This window comes from Marinobacter sp. F3R08 (assembly GCF_018860425.1).
In the GTDB taxonomy this organism is placed as follows: Bacteria; Pseudomonadota; Gammaproteobacteria; order Pseudomonadales; family Oleiphilaceae; genus Marinobacter.
This window is the reverse complement of sequence record NZ_JAHKPI010000020.1, coordinates 17,810-34,148: the sequence shown is the minus strand read 5'-3', so window position 1 is coordinate 34,148 and position 16,339 is coordinate 17,810. Positions and strand designations below refer to the sequence as shown.

The following is a 16,339-nucleotide window of genomic DNA, read 5'->3' as shown; positions in this document are numbered from 1 at the left end:
ATTGGCTAAAACTCGACCAGTGCATATTTTAGGGCGGCAATGATAGCGCCTGCCTTATGGCTAGGTCAATGTTTGTTCGATGAATCTGCCAGTGGGTTTCGGGTTTCTGGTAAAATACGCCCCGATTTCATTTCTGCCAACCAATGTGGCCCGACATTATGCTGATTCTAGGTATTGAAACTTCGTGCGATGAAACCGGCGTAGCCCTGTATGACACCGAAGCAGGGCTGCTGGGTCATGCCTTGTTCAGTCAGATCGACCTGCACGCGGATTACGGCGGTGTGGTGCCTGAGCTGGCGTCACGGGATCATGTCCGAAAACTTCTGCCGCTGTGTGATCAGGTGCTGGGCGATGCCAATAAAAATCGGGCGGATATAGATGGTATAGCCTATACGGCCGGACCGGGGCTGATCGGCGCGCTCATGGTAGGTGGTGCGGTGGCGCATTCGCTGGGCTTTGCGCTGGATGTTCCTGTTCTGGGGGTTCATCACATGGAGGGGCACCTTCTGGCGCCTATGCTGGAGGAGAATCCCCCGGCTTTTCCTTTTGTCGCACTGCTGGTTTCCGGTGGACATACCCAGTTGGTGCGGGTTGATGGCATTGGTGAATATGAAATGCTTGGTGAATCGGTGGATGATGCCGCCGGCGAAGCGTTTGATAAAGCCGCCAAGATGCTTGGTCTGGACTATCCGGGCGGCCCCCGGGTGGCTGCGCTCGCAGAAAAAGGCACCGAAGGCCGTTACCGGTTTCCGAGGCCAATGACCGACAGGCCAGGTCTGGATTTCAGTTTCAGTGGCCTTAAAACCTTTACGCTCAATACCGTGAACGCGGCACGTGACGCTGACGGTCTGGATGATCAGACCCGGGCAGATATAGCACTGGCCTTTGAAGCTGCCGTGGTCGACACCCTGACGATCAAATGTCGTCGGGCTCTGGAACAGACAGGGTGTAAACGGCTCGTCATTGCCGGTGGTGTCAGCGCCAACAAGCGATTACGGGCCGGCCTGGAAAAAATGACGGGCAAACTCGGGGGTAACGTATTTTACGCACGTCCTGAATTCTGCACAGACAATGGCGCGATGATCGCTTATGCGGGAGCACAACGATTGAAGGCCGGGCAGCAGGACGGGGAGAGGATTCTGGCGGTGCCTCGCTGGCCGATGAACACTCTGCCACCAATCAATCAGCCAAGGGCGTCCGGACTGGTGGACTGATATTCAGAGGCCGGCTTCCTGACCCTGGGCGAGCCGGATAAGGTTGTTGCGGTGGCGAACCGCAATCAGGATGGCGAGCAGGCCAAACAGAGGCAGAGTTTCCGGTTCCAGGAAGGCGCTGATCAGCGGGCCGCTGGCAATGGCCACAAGGGAGGCCAGAGCAGAAATACGCCAGCGCCAGACTACCAGGGTCCAGATTGCGGCCATGATCAGGGTTGTGAGCGGAGCCAGAGCCAGGCCTGCGCCGAGTGCGGTTGCGACACCCTTACCGCCTTTGAAACGGTAGAACATGGGGATCATGTGGCCTGTTACGGCGCACAGGGCAACGACAGCCTGAACGATAACCGAAAGGCCCGCTGCATGGGCCAGCCATACCGGAATCCAGCCTTTGGCAGCATCCAGCACAAGAGTCAGTAGTGCCGGTGGCCAACCGCCGGTGCGGTAAACATTGGTGGCGCCCGGATTGCCAGAACCCAGGGCTCTGGGGTCCGGCAGCTTCCAGAACCGGCACACCGGCAATGCAAACAGCACCGAGCCGGCCACGTAGGCGGTGGCGCAAAGCAAAACCGTTAACACCGGATCACTGAGAAACATGTTGTAGGCTCGGAAGCAAAGACGTATCTGCCAATGTGTGCGAAAATGCCCGCGCTGAAACCGCGGGTGTGTTTGTTCACAGTATCCCCTGGTTGTGCGTTATTCAATCATCAAAGAGTGGAAGAACCCTTGTCAGACACGGTATTTATCGAAGGATTGGTTGTAGAGACTGTGGTCGGAGTTTATGACTGGGAGCGGGAAGTGACCCAGAATCTGGTGATTGATCTGGAGTTGGCCTGGGATAACCGGGTGCCCGGGCGCTCTGACGATGTCGCTGATGCACTGGATTATGCGGCGGTCAGTGACCGGGTCGGGTCATGTCTTCAGGAACTCAGGCCAAAGCTGCTTGAGTATGGGGCAGAGACTCTGGCGGGCGTCTTGCAGGATGAATTCGGGGTGGGCTGGTTACGACTGGTCATTCGCAAGCCGGGTGCCGTGCCTGCTGCCCAGTCGGTGGGTGTTCGGATCGAGAGAGGGGCGCGGTAATGGCAGAGGCTGTCAGGGTGTATGTCAGTATCGGCACTAATGTGGACAGAGAACGTTATGTGACGGCTGCACTGGATGCCCTTGCAGGATGGTTTGGTGAGCTTGCGATTTCCCCGGTGTATGACAGTGAGGCTGTCGGGTTTGACGGGTCCCCTTTTCTGAATCTGGTGGTGGGTCTGGAGACCAAGTGGTCTGTTGCTGAGCTTTCCCGTCGCTTCAAGCAGCTGGAAGCGGAGAATGGCCGGCGCCGGGATGTGCCGAAATTCAGCGCTCGAACTCTCGATCTCGACATACTCATCTACGGTGATGCCGTCGGCCGGGTAGATGGCGTTGAACTGCCAAGGGGAGAAATCCTCAAGAACGCATTCGTGCTTCGGCCACTGGCGGATATCGCACCAGAGGACGTACATCCCGTTTGCGGAAAATCCTATGGTCAGTTGTGGCGGGAATACAACACCGGCCAGAAGCTCTGGCCAGTGGATTTCAGCTGGCAGGGTCGGCAGATATCAAACGTTTCCGTTTGAGCGGAACAGTTCAATAAGGTGATCGGTCGAGCTGTCGCTGGCCGGCCTGTCACTGTTATCGCCAAGCAGGCGCGGAAGAATGCCTTTTCCCAGCTGTTTCCCCAGCTCCACCCCCCACTGATCAAATGAATTCACATCCCATATCACTCCCTGTACGAAGGTGCGGTGCTCGTACAGCGCAATAAGTGCGCCTACAGTTTCCGGGGTTACCTTTTCCATGGTCAGTGTGTTGCTAGGCTTGTTACCCGGGATCACCTTGTGGGGTGCCAGTTGTTCAACCTCGGCTTCGGATCTCCCTTCCGCTACCAGCTCCGCCCGGGCTTTCTCCAGTGATTTGCCAGCCATCATGGCTCGGGACTGGCTGAGGCAGTTGGCGAACAGGTCGGCATGATGGGTTGCGACCGGATTGTGAGTTTTCAGCGGGATGATGAAATCCGCCGGAATCAGCCGGGTGCCCTGATGGATAAGTTGATGGTAGGCATGCTGGCCATTCGCGCCAACCCCGCCCCAGATAATGGGCCCGGATTGCCAGGCCAGGGCAGTGCCATCGCGAGTCACGCTCTTGCCGTTGCTTTCCATGTCCAGCTGTTGGAGGTGGTCTGGCAGGCTACGAAGGTAGTGATCATAGGGCAGGATGGCGTGTGTTTCGGCGTCCCAGAAGTTGGTGTACCAGATGCCAAGCATGGCCATGATCACGGGCAGATTCTGAGCCAGTGGCGCTTCCCGGAAGTGCTGATCCATGGCGTGGGCGCCCGCCAGCAGAGCCCGGAAGTTCGCCATTCCGACGGTGAATGCAATGGGAAGGCCGATGGCAGACCAGAGGGAATAGCGGCCGCCCACCCAGTCCCACATCGGGAAAACATTGTCCGAACTGATGCCAAAGTCCTGTGCAGCGGGCACATTGGCGGTCACCGCCATGAAGTGTTTTGAGACAGCCTGCTCATCAACGCAATGCTTGAGAAACCATTGCCGGGCCACTTTGCTGTTTTCCAGTGTTTCCTGGGTCTGGAACGACTTGGACTGGATCAGAAAAAGCGTGGTTTCCGGATCGGTCTGACGGAGTGTTTCGCAGATTTCGGTGCCGTCGATGTTGGCCACGTAATGACAGCGTATGCCGGCTTTCGCGTAGGGCTGAAGCGCTTCCCCCACCAGCTTTGGACCCAGGTAAGAGCCGCCGATGCCGATGCTCACAACGTCAGTGAAGGGCTTGCCGGTAAATCCGGTGCGCCGCTGGCTCAGCACATCGTCGACCAGTGTTTCCATGCGTTTGAGCGTGCGTTGAACCTCGGCAACCACGTCCTGTCCGGCTACCGTGATTGCGTCGGATCCCGGATTCCGCAGCGCGGTATGCAGGGCAGGGCGATTCTCGGTGACGTTTACCGGCCTTCCCTGCAGCAGAGCCTCCCGCCTGGCCTCCAGATTGCAGCTTTTGGCCAGCGCGAACAGAGTCTCCAGTACCTCATCGGTGATTCGGTTCTTGGAATAATCGAGGAACAGTCCTGCACCTTCGGTAAAGTAACGCTTTGCCCGCTCGGGATCTTCACTGAAAAGATCCTTCATGAGAACGCCGTCGAGACGTTTCCGGTGCTCCTTCAGTCTCTGCCATTCGGGTGTCGAGGTCAGTACTGCAGGATGAGCGGGCATCAGAGTCTCCTTTTCTGTTGGCTTACCGGGTCAGGGACAGGTTGTCTATCAAACGGGTTGTGCCCAGAAAAACTGCGACCAGAAGCGTAAGATCCGTGTCGTCGGTCGTGGCAGGTCTGAGCGTCTGGCTGTTGACGATATTGAGGTAATCCGGCCGAAGCCCTGCGCCCCTCAAACGTTCCTCCGCTTCACTTTCCAGAGCCTCGAAGTCTGTACGACCATCGGTGATTTTTCCGGCCGTGGCTTGCAATGTCTGATAGATGGCCGGCGCGATCTTTCGTTCGTCCGGGGTCAGGAAGCCATTGCGTGAGCTTTTTGCCAGGCCGTCGTCCTCCCGTACAGTGGGGGCACCCACTACGTCCACAGGCATCATCAGATCCCGAACCATTTTCCGGATGACGGCAAGTTGCTGAAAATCTTTCTCGCCGAACACCGCGAAGTCCGGCTGTACCATATTGAACAGCATAGTGACTACCGTGGCAACGCCCTCAAAATGGCCGGGCCGGCTGGCACCACAGTGGCCATCACTGACATCAGGCACAACAACCTGTGTCTGCTTTGCCAGCCCTTCCGGATAGATCTCTTCGGCGGCGGGTGCAAATACCAGGGTGTTTCCGGCCAGTGACAGCTTTTCCTGGTCCTCGGCCAGGGTCCTTGGGTATCTGTCGAGGTCTTCGCCGGCACCGAACTGCATCGGATTGACAAAGATGCTGGTGACAACAACGTCCGCCATCTCCGCCGCTTTGCGAACCAGTGATATATGGCCTTCATGCAGGTTGCCCATGGTGGGAACCAGGCCGATGGTTTTACCCTGCTGACGATAGCCGCGGAGTATGGTTCTGAGTTCTTTCAAAGAATGTACGGTTCTCATGCCTTGAACGTATGCTCCTCAGCGGGAAATGTGCGATCGCCGACGGCCTTCACGTAGGCCCCGATCGCCTCCTGAACAGAGTTCGTCTCGGCGAGGAAATCCTTCACGAAGCGGGGCTTGCGACCGGTGGTGATGCCCAGCATGTCATGGAGGACAAGGATCTGCCCGTCGGTATCCGCGCCGGCTCCAATTCCGATAACAGGTGCCTTCACGGCCTGCGCGATGCGGGCGGCCAGTGGCGCGGGGACGCATTCCAGCAAAATGACATCTGCGCCGGCAGCTTCAAGTTCGCAGGCGTGCTCGATCATCATTTCTGCGGATTTCTCGTCACGGCCCTGAACCTTGTAGCCGCCAAATTTGTTGACGAATTGCGGCGTAAGGCCGAGATGTACGCAGACAGGGACGGCTCGTTCGCTGAGTGCGGAGATGGTCTCCTTCATCCAGTCGGTTCCCTCGAGCTTGACCATGTGGGCACCCGCCCGCATCAGTTCTGCGGCATTTTCCAGGGCGGCGTCCACCGTGCCGTAACTCATGAACGGCATGTCGGCCATGATCAGCGATCCGCGGTTTCCTTTGGATACACAACTGACGTGATACACCATCTGATCCATGGTAACTGGCAGGGTGCTGTCGTGGCCCTGCAGGACCATGCCCAGGGAGTCGCCAATCAGAATCACATGAACACCCGCTTCACTGGCGACCTGAGAGAAGGTGGCGTCGTAGGAGGTGAGGGCTGCGAAGGCTTCGCCCTTCTGCTTGAGCTCGCGCAGGGTATTGATGTTAACAGCCATAAAATCCTTGCCTTTTGGGTGGATGGGCCCGGGCGCGCCGGGGTGCCGACCTTGAAGTGTTAAGGGTAATCCGCCGGTGGAAGCTTGCGCAAGCTGTTGTCGGGGCATTGGCTGCGCAGTTTGGCGATAGGTGTTCCGTCAGGCAGAGCCAGATCGGCCTTCAGGTCCAGAAGGGGCTGGAGTGCAAAGTCCCGGTTAGCCAGTTCCCGGTGCGGTACGGTGAGGCGCTTGTCGTTCAATACCTGGTTGCCATAAACCAGCAGGTCCAGATCAAGCGTTCGTGGTCCCCAGTGCCGGATTCGCTCCCGGCCGTGGGCCTGTTCGATGACCTGAAGCTGGTCGAGCAACTGATGAGGAGGCAGTGAGGTCCTGAGCCACACCGCACCGTTCACAAAGTCTGGCTGATCCTGTGGCCCCACTGGCCGGCTTGCATAGAAAGGGGATTGGGCCACCAGTACGGTGCTCGGCAGGGCAGCCAACTCGGACACAGCCCGTGCGAGTTGCGCCGCGGGTTGTTTGAGGTTGCTGCCGAGCCCGATAAACGCATCTGTCGTCATTGTTGCGCGGGGCGAGTGACCGGTTTGCGGCGGCGCCGGCGCTTTTTGGGCGCGTCGCTGGTCAAGGCCGACAGCATCCGCTCCTGGCCGCGTTCACCCTCTTGCTGGAATTCGGTCCACCACTGACCAAGCCCAGGCTCTATCTCGCCAGACGCCTCGCGAACGAGAAGAAAATCATAGGCGGCGCGGAATCGAGGGTGGGTCATGGTAGCGAAGGCTCGCTTGCCCTGACGGCGGGGCAGGCGCATCTGGAGTTCCCAGATCTCTTTCATGGGACCTGAGAAGCGTTTCGGAATAGAGGTGGCCTGCACCTGACGCCCGATGACTTTCCCAATGGCACCATGCAGCGCAGGTTGAACCGGGTCGCCATTGTCCTGCCGACGGTTCCATTCTGCCTGGAGTGCCGGCCAGAGCATGGCAGCAAACAGGAAATAAGGGGTGACTGATTTGCCCCTGGCAATGCGTGCGTCAGTGTTCCTGAGCGCCTGCCGGATGAGTTCATCCGGCTCACCCTCTTGAATAGCCCTGACGGTTTCCGGAAACAGAGGCTCCAGCAGGTTGTAGCGGGTCAGCAGATCGTAGGTGGCTTCACCATGACCCGCGGAGAACAGTTTGAGCACTTCATCAAACAGACGGGCCGGGGGGATGTGGACCAGCAATGGTGCCAGCTCCCCGATAGGTGCTTCGGTTTCCGGTTCAATGTCAAAACCGAGTTTGGCGGCAAAACGGATGGCCCGAAGCATGCGCACCGGATCCTCCCGGTAACGGGTCTCCGGATCGCCAATGAGGCGAAGTTGCCGGTTGCGAAGATCCTCGATGCCATTGGCAAAATCAATAACGGTGAAGTCGCGGATACAGTAGTACAGGGCGTTCACGGTGAAATCGCGACGCAGCGCGTCTTCTTCCTGGTTGCCGTATACATTGTCACGCAGCAACAGACCGTGCTCGCTGGTTTTGCGATCGTCATCGTCGGTGTCGGTATCCGCTTCGGTGGCATTGCCCCGGAACGTGGTCACCTCGATAACTTCACGGCCAAACACGACGTGAACTATTCTGAACCGCCTCCCGATCAGTCGGGAGTTCCGGAACAGGTCATGAACTTCCTCGGGGGTGGCATTGGTGGCGATGTCGAAATCCTTGGGCTTGCCGCCCAACAGGAGGTCTCTGACTCCACCACCGACAAGGTAAGCATCATAGCCAGACCTGTTCAGACGATGCAGAACCTTTTTAGCAGGTTCGCTGATATTCGAGCGGGAGACGTCGTGTTGGTCCCGGGGGATCTCCCGTCGCTGATAGGTGCGAGCTTTCTTTTTTCCGTTGCCGGGCATGAAGGAACGGAGTTTGTCGACAATTCGTTTAGGCATTGAAATCCGTGGTTGCGATGAGCAAAAACCGAGAGTTTAACGGTTTGAGCGGGATTTGCACATGTTTGCCGTAGATAACCGTTTCGTGGCCCAGAAAATCAAAAGGCGGATCCGTTCTCACGAATCCGCCCTCAAAGCGTTGACGATCTGCATTGTTTTTGTTTTTTTGCCGGGATTTTCTTGATTTTTGTACCCCACTGCATATCCCCAAAACGGGGTATTTCAGCAGTGCAAACGGAAAGCTTTGAATACACAGAGCGGTCAGAGACATCGAGCGGGTCTGGGGTAGCTGCAGCGTTACCTCTAAGGCAATTCTTCTCTACATCTACAACTCGCACGTGCCAGGGGACCACTAAAAAGCAAAGTACCCAAAACACTCAGTTCGCTAACGTTCTATTTTTGTTTTTGTTACCGAACGCTTCCTGCAGCTTTTTGTTTTTGTTGTTGGCGCTGCCTTGTCACTCTTGTTTTTGTTGTTGTGCGCTTAATAGGTTGCAGTCCGTGTGCCAGTTTTGAGATTTGCTTTATTAACAGTGAGTTATGATTTTGTGGGGCATAAGTGTTACCCCGTATTCCGGTAAAGTGTTACTGAGATCACGTTACTTTCGTCAGGAGTGTTACTGACAGGAACAGGGGGTAACAACTGAGTCGGGGTTCATACTATTGTGTGCTTAGTTGCCTGAGGATTTTTTGCGCGGAATGCCCAGACGCTGGCGGCGCTCCCAAAGCGATTTTCGGCTGATGCCCAGTTTTTGGGCCAGCTCTGTCTCGCTCATGCGATCCTGATTCTCCAGAACGAAGTGCTGGAAGTAGTCTTCCAGAGAGAGATCGTTGGATGAGTCCACTTCTCGGGTGGTGGGTTGCTCATGATTGCCGTCGACCAGGGTTTGCGGGATGTGTTCGTCGCTTCCTTCGCTGTCGAGGTCCAGCAGCGCCGGTGTAATCAGATCACCGTCACAAAGGATGGTGGCGCGCTCGATGGCGTTTTCCAGTTCCCGCACATTGCCCGGCCAACGGTGGCGCTCGAGGGCGTGCATGGCTTCAGGGCTAAGATTGAGCTCGGGTTTCCCCATTTTCTCACCCCGGCGTTTCAGGAATCGACGGGCTAGCCCGAGAATATCGCTCAGGCGTTCGCGCAAGGGTGGAATCCGGATCTGCATAACGTTCAGGCGGTAATACAGGTCTTCCCGGAATTCTCCGGTTCGCGTCATGGCTTTCAGATTTCGGTGAGTCGCGGCAATCATCCGGACATTCACCGTGCGGCTCTGGGTGGAGCCAACTTTGCGGATCTCGCTTTCCTGCAACACCCGTAGCAAGCGGGCCTGAGCTTCGGCTGGGAGTTCGCCGATTTCATCAAGGAACAGGCTGCCTCCATCCGCGGCCTCAATCAGGCCGGTTCGTGCTGAAACTGCGCCGGTGAAGGCACCTTTTTCATGACCGAACAGTTCTGATTCAATCAGGCTTTCCGGGATCGCCGCACAGTTGACCGAAATCAGCGGCTTGGCGGCACGTGGGCTAAGCAGGTGCAGTGCCCGGGCGGCCAGTTCCTTACCGGTCCCGGATTCGCCCTGAATCAGGACGGTGGTTTCCGTCGGGGCCACTTTCCGGATCAGAGTAAATACTCGCTGCATTGGCTCACACTGGCCGAACATGATGTTGGCGGGATCACTGCTTTCGGGTGGTTTTGTGGGTGGCGTCGGGTCATCACCCGTGCTTCGGGCCGAGGGCTTGCGGGCAAGGATATTCTCTACGGCAGCCAGCATTTCATCGTGATCAAAGGGTTTGGCGATATACTCGACAGCCCCCATCTTCATGGAATCCACGGCTGATCGCAGGCTGGCATAGCTTGTCATGATCAGTACCGGCGTATTGGGCGCGCGATCGATCAGTTCAGTGCCCGCAGCGCCGGGCAGACGCAGATCTGAAATGATCAGGTCAAACTGATCCGGTTCGTGATTTTCTTCGGCTTCCTCAACGGAGGCGGCATCGGCAATCTCGTAGCCGGCATGCAACAACAATTTGCGCACTGCCGAGCGAATAATGTCTTCATCTTCCACGATCAGAATGCGAGGCATAACAGTATCAAGACCTTTGGTTCTGGCTGATGGCAAGGTTGCCGGTTTCTGGTTCGTAAGCTGGCAGTCTTAGCCTTACGCAGGTGCCCCGGCCGATGTCGGCGTTTGCGGGGCTTTCCACCTGAATGTTGCCATAGTGTTCTTCAATAATGCTGTACACCAGAGACAGGCCCAGGCCTGTCCCTTTATTGGGGGCTTTGGTGGTGTAGAACGGTTCGAAGATGTGATCCAGCTGATCTCCGGGAATACCAGAGCCGTCATCAACCACTTCGATGATAGCGGAGTAGCCATCGCCATTTCCACCGACCCGGATAGTGCCGCCTTCGGGAGAGGCGTCACGGGCGTTTGCCAGCAGATTGACGAAGACCTGAACCAGTCGCTGCTCATCACCCAGTACTTGCATGGATGGCGGGCAGTCGTTGATGTAGTGAATACCCATACCTTTATCACTGAGGGACAGAAGGTTGATCGATTCCTCGACACAGCGATGTATTGACACCGGTTCGTAGCGGTTTGCCTGGGCATGATTGCCGGTGCGGGCAAAGTTCATCAGTGATTGCAGGATGGTGGATATGCGCCGGGTCTGCTGCTGGATCTGGTCGGCAGTGTCGAGAATGTCGGGGTTATCAGTTTCCAGCTTCAGGTTCTGGGCCAGTGATGAGATGCCCGTCACCGGGTTTCCGATCTCGTGAGCGACACCCGCGGCAAGCCTGCCTACCGATGCCAGTCGTTCGCTGTGCATGAGTTCGTCTTCCAGCAGTCGGGTCTCGGTCTGGTCCTCTACGAGGATGATGCTGCCGCCTTCGGTGTGATCCGGGCCGCTGAGGGCCGCTTTATGCAGGTTGAGCCAGTGCGGCTTGCCACGCAGATCTAACCGGTGTTTGTAGCGATGCAGCTCCTGGCCCTGGTTGAAATCCTCGAGGAGTAAATGCCAGTGCTCGGGCAGCGCCATTAACCGGGCACCGACAACATCGTCAGCGGTAATGCCGGTGAGCGTCTCCATGGCATGATTCCACATCAGAATCTCCCCGTCTTCACCCACGGAACAGGCAGGAATAGGCAAGTTCTGGAGGGTTTGACGGTAATGCCGGCGCAGGTTGTCCAGTTCGCCGGCAAGGCCCGTCAGTTGGTTCTGGTAATCTCCCAGTGCGCGCTCGACGTAGCGGATGTCCTGGGCGGTGCCACCCTGGGCCATAGGCTTGAAGCCAAGGTGGCGCTTGACCATATCCCGGGCCACGGAAGGGCCGAGCAGGCCAGACAGATTGATCTCTACCTTGTCCCGGAGTCGTCGGAGCTGGTACGGGCGGTATTCCACATTGGGTAGTTTGAGCTGACTGAGTGCCCGCTCGACTTCCCGGCGGGCCACACCATAACCCAGTGGTTCCGCCAACTGCCGGACAAAGTCACTGGATGAGGTGGCCAAAAGTTCGCGACGTTGCGGGCGTGACAGAGCGCCCAGTGAGCACGCCTGTGCTGCGCTGTTCTCCTCACTGGTACTGGTGCTGAGGATGGAAATCAGGGCGAAGACGGAGATGTTCGCGGTCAGGCTGACGAACGTGAAGATGTGCCAGTTGCTGTAATCCGGCACCAGCGGTGCATCAAACCAGGCCAGCAGGTTGGCTGTGTGTGAGAACGGCAGTACCAGCGTGATCACCCAGATCATCAGCCCGACAATTAAGCCGGCAATAAGGCCGCGCCGATTACCTTCCGGCCAGTAAATAACGCCAAGTGCACCGGGCAATAGTTGCAGGGTGCCAGAGAGAGAAATTGCGCCGAGAATGGACAGGTCGAGGTTTTTACCGACGGTTTCGTGAAACAGCAACGCGAGGAAGATGATCACCGCGATGAGCAGGCGCTTGATCGATTGGAGCCAGCGATAGATATCGCCTTGGTCCTTCGGGGTTTTGAGGGGCAGGACAACGTGGTTCAGTGCCATACCTGCCAATGCCAGGGTGCTGACGATCATCAGGCCGCTGGCTGCAGACAGGCCGGCAATATACATAAGGAGGGTCAGCGCAGGGCTCTCGAGTGCCTGGGCCGCACCAATAGCAAAGAAACCAGGCCCAGTGGTGACCGACAATTCCTGACCGCCCCAGAGTATCAGGGGGACTGGCAGGCCAAGCAGCAGCAAATACAGAGGGAGCCCCCAGCTGGCCTTTGCCAGGGCCTTGGGTGACGGGTTTTCGCTGAACGTCATATGATACATGTGCGGCAAAACCAGAGCAGCGGCAAAGGACATCAGCATGAGTGCCCTCCAGCTGCCATCGTCAATGGTCAGTGCCATGGGTGTGGCCGGTGAGGTTCGATTCTCGAGCCAGTGCTCCAGGCCGCTCATACCATCGAAAACACCAAAAAGGATTGCCCCTCCGAGCACCAGCAGCGCGACCAGTTTGACCAGTGAGTCAAAGGCAATAGCGAGCACCAGGCCCTGATGGTTGTCTGAACTCTGATCACGACGTGCTCCGAACAACATGGCGAATAACACCACCGTCATGCTGAACATCACGCTTATAAGTTTGGGCGACGTATCCGGTGCCAGAATGCTGGCCGAGGTGGCGACGGCCTGGATCTGCATGCTCAGCAAGGCAAGAATCGCGCCTCCGGAGCACAGGGTGACCAGGGTTCCGGCCCACTGACTGCGGTAGCGATAGGCGAAAAGGTCGGCGAGAGACGTCAGTTGATAGGCACGTCCGATTCGCATAACCGGATTCAGAAGTACCGGCGCCAGGAGGAAGGCACCGCTTATGCCGAGGTAATAGGCCAGGAAACCGTAGCCAGATTCGGCAGCCATGCCAACTGCCCCATAGATCGCCCAGATGCCGGCGTATACGCCCAGGCTGAGTACGTAAACCAGGGGGTGGCGAACCCACTGTGAGGGGATCATGCCTCGCTCAGTGATCCAGGCAATTCCGAAGAGTAAAATGAGATAGAGCAGGCTCGCCAGCAGCAGACCGGGTGCGCTAAAACTCATTGGGATCCCGCCGCCATTCCAGCCAGAAACCGATGGCAATCAGTGCGGACCAGATAATGAATGGGCTGTACCAGACGTTCCCGGGCGACGTCCACCAGTCAAGAATGTTGGGTGAAAATATATAGATGGCCAAGACCAACAGGAAGACCAGACGGTAGATATACATCAGGCATGCTATCCGCGCTGAGGTGTGAGAAGGGCTTTATACCATGTCCCTCACTGGGATGTCAGGTGGATGGCGTCCCTTCGCCAGTTCCTCTGGCCCCATTCCAGCAGTGATTCCACGGAGCCACTTTGCAGGGCCGGTGGCGGCTTCTGGCCAAGTGCCGAAAGTGCCCTGAACAGGTTCTGTACCGGTAATTCGTTGTCGATCGCCGGCGCGTGGGTTTGCTTGCTGAGTTTCTGGCCCTGATCGTTAAGTATGACCGGGATGTGCAGCCAGCGGGGAACGCGGGCATCCAGTGCCCGGAAAATCTGTTGCTGTTGGGCCGTCATCTCCAGCAGGTCCGAGCCGCGAACCACGTCTGTGATTCCCTGGTCAATATCATCAACTACCACAGCAAGCTGATAAGCGTAGAATCCCTCCTTGCGGAGCATCACCGGATCATCAACCTCGGCCGTCACGGTCTGGTGTTGCAGGCCCAGTAACAAGTCCTGCCAATGGCAGTCTTCATCCTCCAGTGCAAAGCGGATGGCGTAGGGGCGGTCATCGGACATCCCCTTGCGATTCCGGCATTGATTGGGATGTCGTCCCTGATGGGCCTGAAGCTCCTTGCGTGAGCACTGGCAGCGGTAGGCCCATCCACCGTCGAGGAGTTGGTCAATGGCGGCCTGGTAGGCATCGTGTCGTCTGGACTGAAATCTTACCGGCTCATCGGGAAACAGACCGTGGGCCTCCAGGCTGGCGAGGATCTGGCCAGTGGCTTCCGGAGGTTCTCTAAGCGGATCCAGATCTTCAATGCGAATAAGCCATTGGCCGCCCTGACTGCGGGCTTCCAGGAAGCTGGCAAGTGCCGTGACCAGTGAACCGAAATGCAGTGGGCCGGTCGGAGAGGGCGCAAAGCGACCCCGATACGGAAGATTGCTCATGGTGGTCAGTCAGCCGGCAGCGCCAGGGATGGCGCAAGACCGGCAGCTGTCAGATGTTGGCTCAGATGCCGGTCTGGCGTTCGCGAATCTCGGCCAGAGTCTTGCAATCAATGCACATAGTAGCGGTCGGACGGGCTTCCAGGCGGCGAATGCCGATCTCGACACCGCACTGATCACAGAAACCGTAGTCATCTTTGTCGATGCGATCGATGGTCTGGTCGATTTTTTTGATCAGTTTCCGCTCCCGGTCCCGGGTGCGCAGTTCCAGGCTGAATTCTTCTTCCTGGGTTGCGCGATCGCTGGGATCGGCGTAATTTGCGGCGTCTTCCTGCATGTGGTGCATGGTGCGGTCGACTTCTTCCATCAGCTCCTGCTTCCATTGCAGTAGCAGATCCTTGAAGTGCTGCAGCATTTCGGCACTCATGTACTCTTCACCCTTCTTGATTTCATAAGGGGTGAAGTTGGTAAAACGTTCGCGTGGTTGTTCCGCAGTCTTTGCCATTGAACCCGGCCTCTTGTCTGTACTTCACAAGAACGCTTTGCTTCCCTCCGCTTGAGCCCCCGTGGCTGAGCGGTTGTACCCTGGATGAAGCATTCGTCCTGAAACGGGAATTTGCGGAAAATAGCAGATTAGTCACGGGGGTGCCAGCCTTGTGACATCGACTTTTGTACGGAGATCACATGAAGTTTCCAGAACCGTTGGTTGAAGGCCGTCTGATTCGTCGCTACAAACGCTTCCTGGCGGATGTGCGTCTGGCGGATGGCTCGGAAGTAACTGCCCACTGCCCGAACACAGGATCCATGCTTGGTTGCCAGCCTGAGGATGCTCGGGTTTGGCTCAGTGCCAGCGATAATCCCAAGCGCAAACTCCGGTTTACCTGGGAGCTGGTGGAAGCCGTGCCCGGGCAGCTGGCCTGCGTAAATACCGCAAGGCCAAACAGCCAGGCCCGCGAAGCCGTTCAGAATGGCACGGTGGTGGAGCTGGCCGGTTATCCGGATTGCCGCGCCGAGGTGAAATATGGTTCGGAAAAAAGCCGGATTGATCTGTTGCTGTCTGGTCATGACAGCGGACCGGACGCCTGGGTTGAAGTCAAGAATGTCACGCTGGCGGAGAACGGTCAGGGTTTTTTCCCGGACGCCGTGACGGAGAGGGGGCAGAAGCACCTGCGAGAGTTGATGGCCCAGGTTCGGCAGGGTGATCGCGCAGTGTTGTTTTTCGTGGTCAATCACACCGGGATTGAAACCGTTCGACCGGCCGATCATATCGACCGAAAATACGGTGAGCTGCTGCGCGAGGCGTGCGATGCGGGTGTTGAAGTGATCGCTTATCGTTCCGACCTGAGTGCGAGTGATGGCTCACCCACGGGCGTATTGACGCTCACCGAATCGGTGCCGGTTATTCTGGAAGTCTGATCTCGATCTGGCCTTCCTGTTCGCGTAAATCCAGTTGGGTGAGTACATCACCCTGGCACGGTCCCGTGACGCACTCTCCGTCTGATGGCTTGAAGAGGGCGCCATGGGTGGAGCACTGGATGAACAGATTGTCCGTGTCCATGAAACGGCCCGGCATCCAGTTCAGCTCCACGCCCAGGTGGGGGCAGATATTGAGATAGGCCCTGGGTATGGCGCCATCCAGGAACAGGAACCCTGTTAACGGCATGCCCTCCGGCTCACGGGCTTTTTCCCGGAGCCGGAACTCTACAAATTTGCCGGGTAGTAGTTCTGACACCGGACACACAGGTTGCCATTGATGCTGGTTGCTGGTCATTTCGGAAGGATGGCGTAGCGCATGCGGGTCCCGTGATTCAGAGACATGACAATCTCGTCGGCTTGCAGGCGGTGTGGAAAATAGCACCCGGAAATCTTGGCACTGGCAATGCTTGCGCCTTCCATCCTGGACTTTGAGAAGTCCACGCCCCGCAGATCCGCGCCGCGAAAGTAAGCGTGGCGAAAATCCAGCCCCTTGGCATCCATTCCCCGCAAATCCAGCCCGCGGAAATCGCCGTGGGCGAAGCTGGGCGGCTCTGCAAGCTTTGCTTTCTCCGCGTTGAACGCCGGCATGTCCTCGCTACGAAGAATGTCATAGAGAGGGTGACTGATCTGTTGTACTTCGTGTTCGCTTCTGTCGTCCATCTAAAACCTCGCGCTGGCCAGAAAAC

General features: G+C 57.3%; 18 protein-coding genes. 4 read left to right on the top strand and 14 right to left on the bottom strand.

Translation table 11 applies throughout. The features are described 5' to 3' along the window. The first annotated feature begins 158 nt into the window (after nucleotides 1–158). A complete protein-coding gene (gene tsaD, locus KO499_RS12505) occupies nucleotides 159–1,214 on the top strand; it encodes a tRNA (adenosine(37)-N6)-threonylcarbamoyltransferase complex transferase subunit TsaD (protein WP_215984092.1) in 1,056 nt (351 codons plus the stop codon). A 3-nt stretch (nucleotides 1,215–1,217) separates the two neighbouring features. Here tsaD and plsY read toward each other — a convergent pair whose 3' ends face one another. After that, complete coding sequence (gene plsY / locus KO499_RS12500) at nucleotides 1,218–1,808, bottom strand: glycerol-3-phosphate 1-O-acyltransferase PlsY (RefSeq protein ID WP_215984091.1); 591 nt, start codon at nucleotides 1,806–1,808, stop codon at nucleotides 1,218–1,220. Between the two features lie 129 nt (nucleotides 1,809–1,937). On the opposite strand from plsY, the gene KO499_RS12495 reads away from it, so the two are divergent. Together KO499_RS12495 and folK (KO499_RS12490) are read left to right on the top strand one after the other, a co-directional pair. Further along, entirely contained in the window at nucleotides 1,938–2,294 is a 357-nt protein-coding gene (locus KO499_RS12495; RefSeq protein WP_228339943.1) for a dihydroneopterin aldolase, read from the top strand. Beyond that, entirely contained in the window at nucleotides 2,294–2,818 is a 525-nt protein-coding gene (gene folK / locus KO499_RS12490) for a 2-amino-4-hydroxy-6-hydroxymethyldihydropteridine diphosphokinase (protein WP_215984089.1), read from the top strand. The genes KO499_RS12495 and folK (KO499_RS12490) overlap by 1 nt, the downstream gene beginning before the upstream one ends. Here the strand turns inward: folK (KO499_RS12490) and pgi are convergent. The 11 genes from pgi to dksA form a co-directional block, all read right to left on the bottom strand. Further along, nucleotides 2,801–4,462, bottom strand: a complete 1,662-nt coding sequence (pgi, locus tag KO499_RS12485; protein WP_215984088.1) for a glucose-6-phosphate isomerase — start codon at nucleotides 4,460–4,462, stop codon at nucleotides 2,801–2,803. The genes folK (KO499_RS12490) and pgi overlap by 18 nt on opposite strands. Nucleotides 4,463–4,484: 22 nt before the next feature. Next, a complete protein-coding gene (gene panC / locus KO499_RS12480) occupies nucleotides 4,485–5,333 on the bottom strand; it encodes a pantoate--beta-alanine ligase (RefSeq protein WP_215984087.1) in 849 nt (282 codons plus the stop codon). Continuing rightward, nucleotides 5,330–6,124: a 3-methyl-2-oxobutanoate hydroxymethyltransferase gene (gene panB, locus KO499_RS12475; protein WP_215984086.1), complete on the bottom strand. Its 795-nt coding sequence runs from the start codon at nucleotides 6,122–6,124 to the stop codon at nucleotides 5,330–5,332. The genes panC and panB overlap by 4 nt, the downstream gene beginning before the upstream one ends. A 59-nt stretch (nucleotides 6,125–6,183) precedes the next feature. Further along, nucleotides 6,184–6,681 carry a 2-amino-4-hydroxy-6-hydroxymethyldihydropteridine diphosphokinase gene (gene folK, locus KO499_RS12470; protein WP_215984085.1) on the bottom strand — a complete coding sequence of 166 codons (498 nt, stop codon included), beginning with the start codon at nucleotides 6,679–6,681 and terminating at the stop codon, nucleotides 6,184–6,186. After that, entirely contained in the window at nucleotides 6,678–8,045 is a 1,368-nt protein-coding gene (gene pcnB / locus KO499_RS12465; protein WP_215984084.1) for a polynucleotide adenylyltransferase PcnB, read from the bottom strand. The genes folK (KO499_RS12470) and pcnB overlap by 4 nt, the downstream gene beginning before the upstream one ends. Further along, entirely contained in the window at nucleotides 8,038–8,316 is a 279-nt protein-coding gene (locus tag KO499_RS12460; protein WP_228339942.1) for a hypothetical protein, read from the bottom strand. The genes pcnB and KO499_RS12460 overlap by 8 nt, the downstream gene beginning before the upstream one ends. Before the next feature lie 400 nt (nucleotides 8,317–8,716). Further along, entirely contained in the window at nucleotides 8,717–10,120 is a 1,404-nt protein-coding gene (locus tag KO499_RS12455; protein WP_215984083.1) for a sigma-54-dependent transcriptional regulator, read from the bottom strand. A gap of 7 nt (nucleotides 10,121–10,127) precedes the next feature. Continuing rightward, nucleotides 10,128–13,091 carry an ATP-binding protein gene (locus KO499_RS12450; protein ID WP_215984082.1) on the bottom strand — a complete coding sequence of 988 codons (2,964 nt, stop codon included), beginning with the start codon at nucleotides 13,089–13,091 and terminating at the stop codon, nucleotides 10,128–10,130. Next, nucleotides 13,081–13,257, bottom strand: a complete 177-nt coding sequence (locus KO499_RS12445) for a hypothetical protein (protein WP_215984081.1) — start codon at nucleotides 13,255–13,257, stop codon at nucleotides 13,081–13,083. The genes KO499_RS12450 and KO499_RS12445 overlap by 11 nt, the downstream gene beginning before the upstream one ends. Before the next feature lie 50 nt (nucleotides 13,258–13,307). Continuing rightward, on the bottom strand, nucleotides 13,308–14,180 hold the full coding sequence (gene gluQRS, locus KO499_RS12440) for a tRNA glutamyl-Q(34) synthetase GluQRS (protein WP_215984080.1): 873 nt from the start codon (nucleotides 14,178–14,180) through the stop codon (nucleotides 13,308–13,310). Nucleotides 14,181–14,241: 61 nt separating this feature from the next. Further along, nucleotides 14,242–14,682, bottom strand: a complete 441-nt coding sequence (gene dksA / locus KO499_RS12435; RefSeq protein ID WP_215984079.1) for an RNA polymerase-binding protein DksA — start codon at nucleotides 14,680–14,682, stop codon at nucleotides 14,242–14,244. A 179-nt stretch (nucleotides 14,683–14,861) separates the two neighbouring features. On the opposite strand from dksA, the gene sfsA reads away from it, so the two are divergent. Further along, nucleotides 14,862–15,593, top strand: a complete 732-nt coding sequence (gene sfsA, locus KO499_RS12430; protein ID WP_215984078.1) for a DNA/RNA nuclease SfsA — start codon at nucleotides 14,862–14,864, stop codon at nucleotides 15,591–15,593. Here the strand turns inward: sfsA and KO499_RS12425 are convergent. Together KO499_RS12425 and KO499_RS12420 are read right to left on the bottom strand one after the other, a co-directional pair. Then, nucleotides 15,577–15,948, bottom strand: a complete 372-nt coding sequence (locus KO499_RS12425; RefSeq protein WP_215984077.1) for a Rieske (2Fe-2S) protein — start codon at nucleotides 15,946–15,948, stop codon at nucleotides 15,577–15,579. The genes sfsA and KO499_RS12425 overlap by 17 nt on opposite strands. Continuing rightward, nucleotides 15,945–16,313 (bottom strand): pentapeptide repeat-containing protein, encoded by a 369-nt coding sequence (locus KO499_RS12420; RefSeq protein WP_215984076.1) that lies wholly within the window; start codon nucleotides 16,311–16,313, stop codon nucleotides 15,945–15,947. The genes KO499_RS12425 and KO499_RS12420 overlap by 4 nt, the downstream gene beginning before the upstream one ends. Nucleotides 16,314–16,339: the final 26 nt, after the last annotated feature.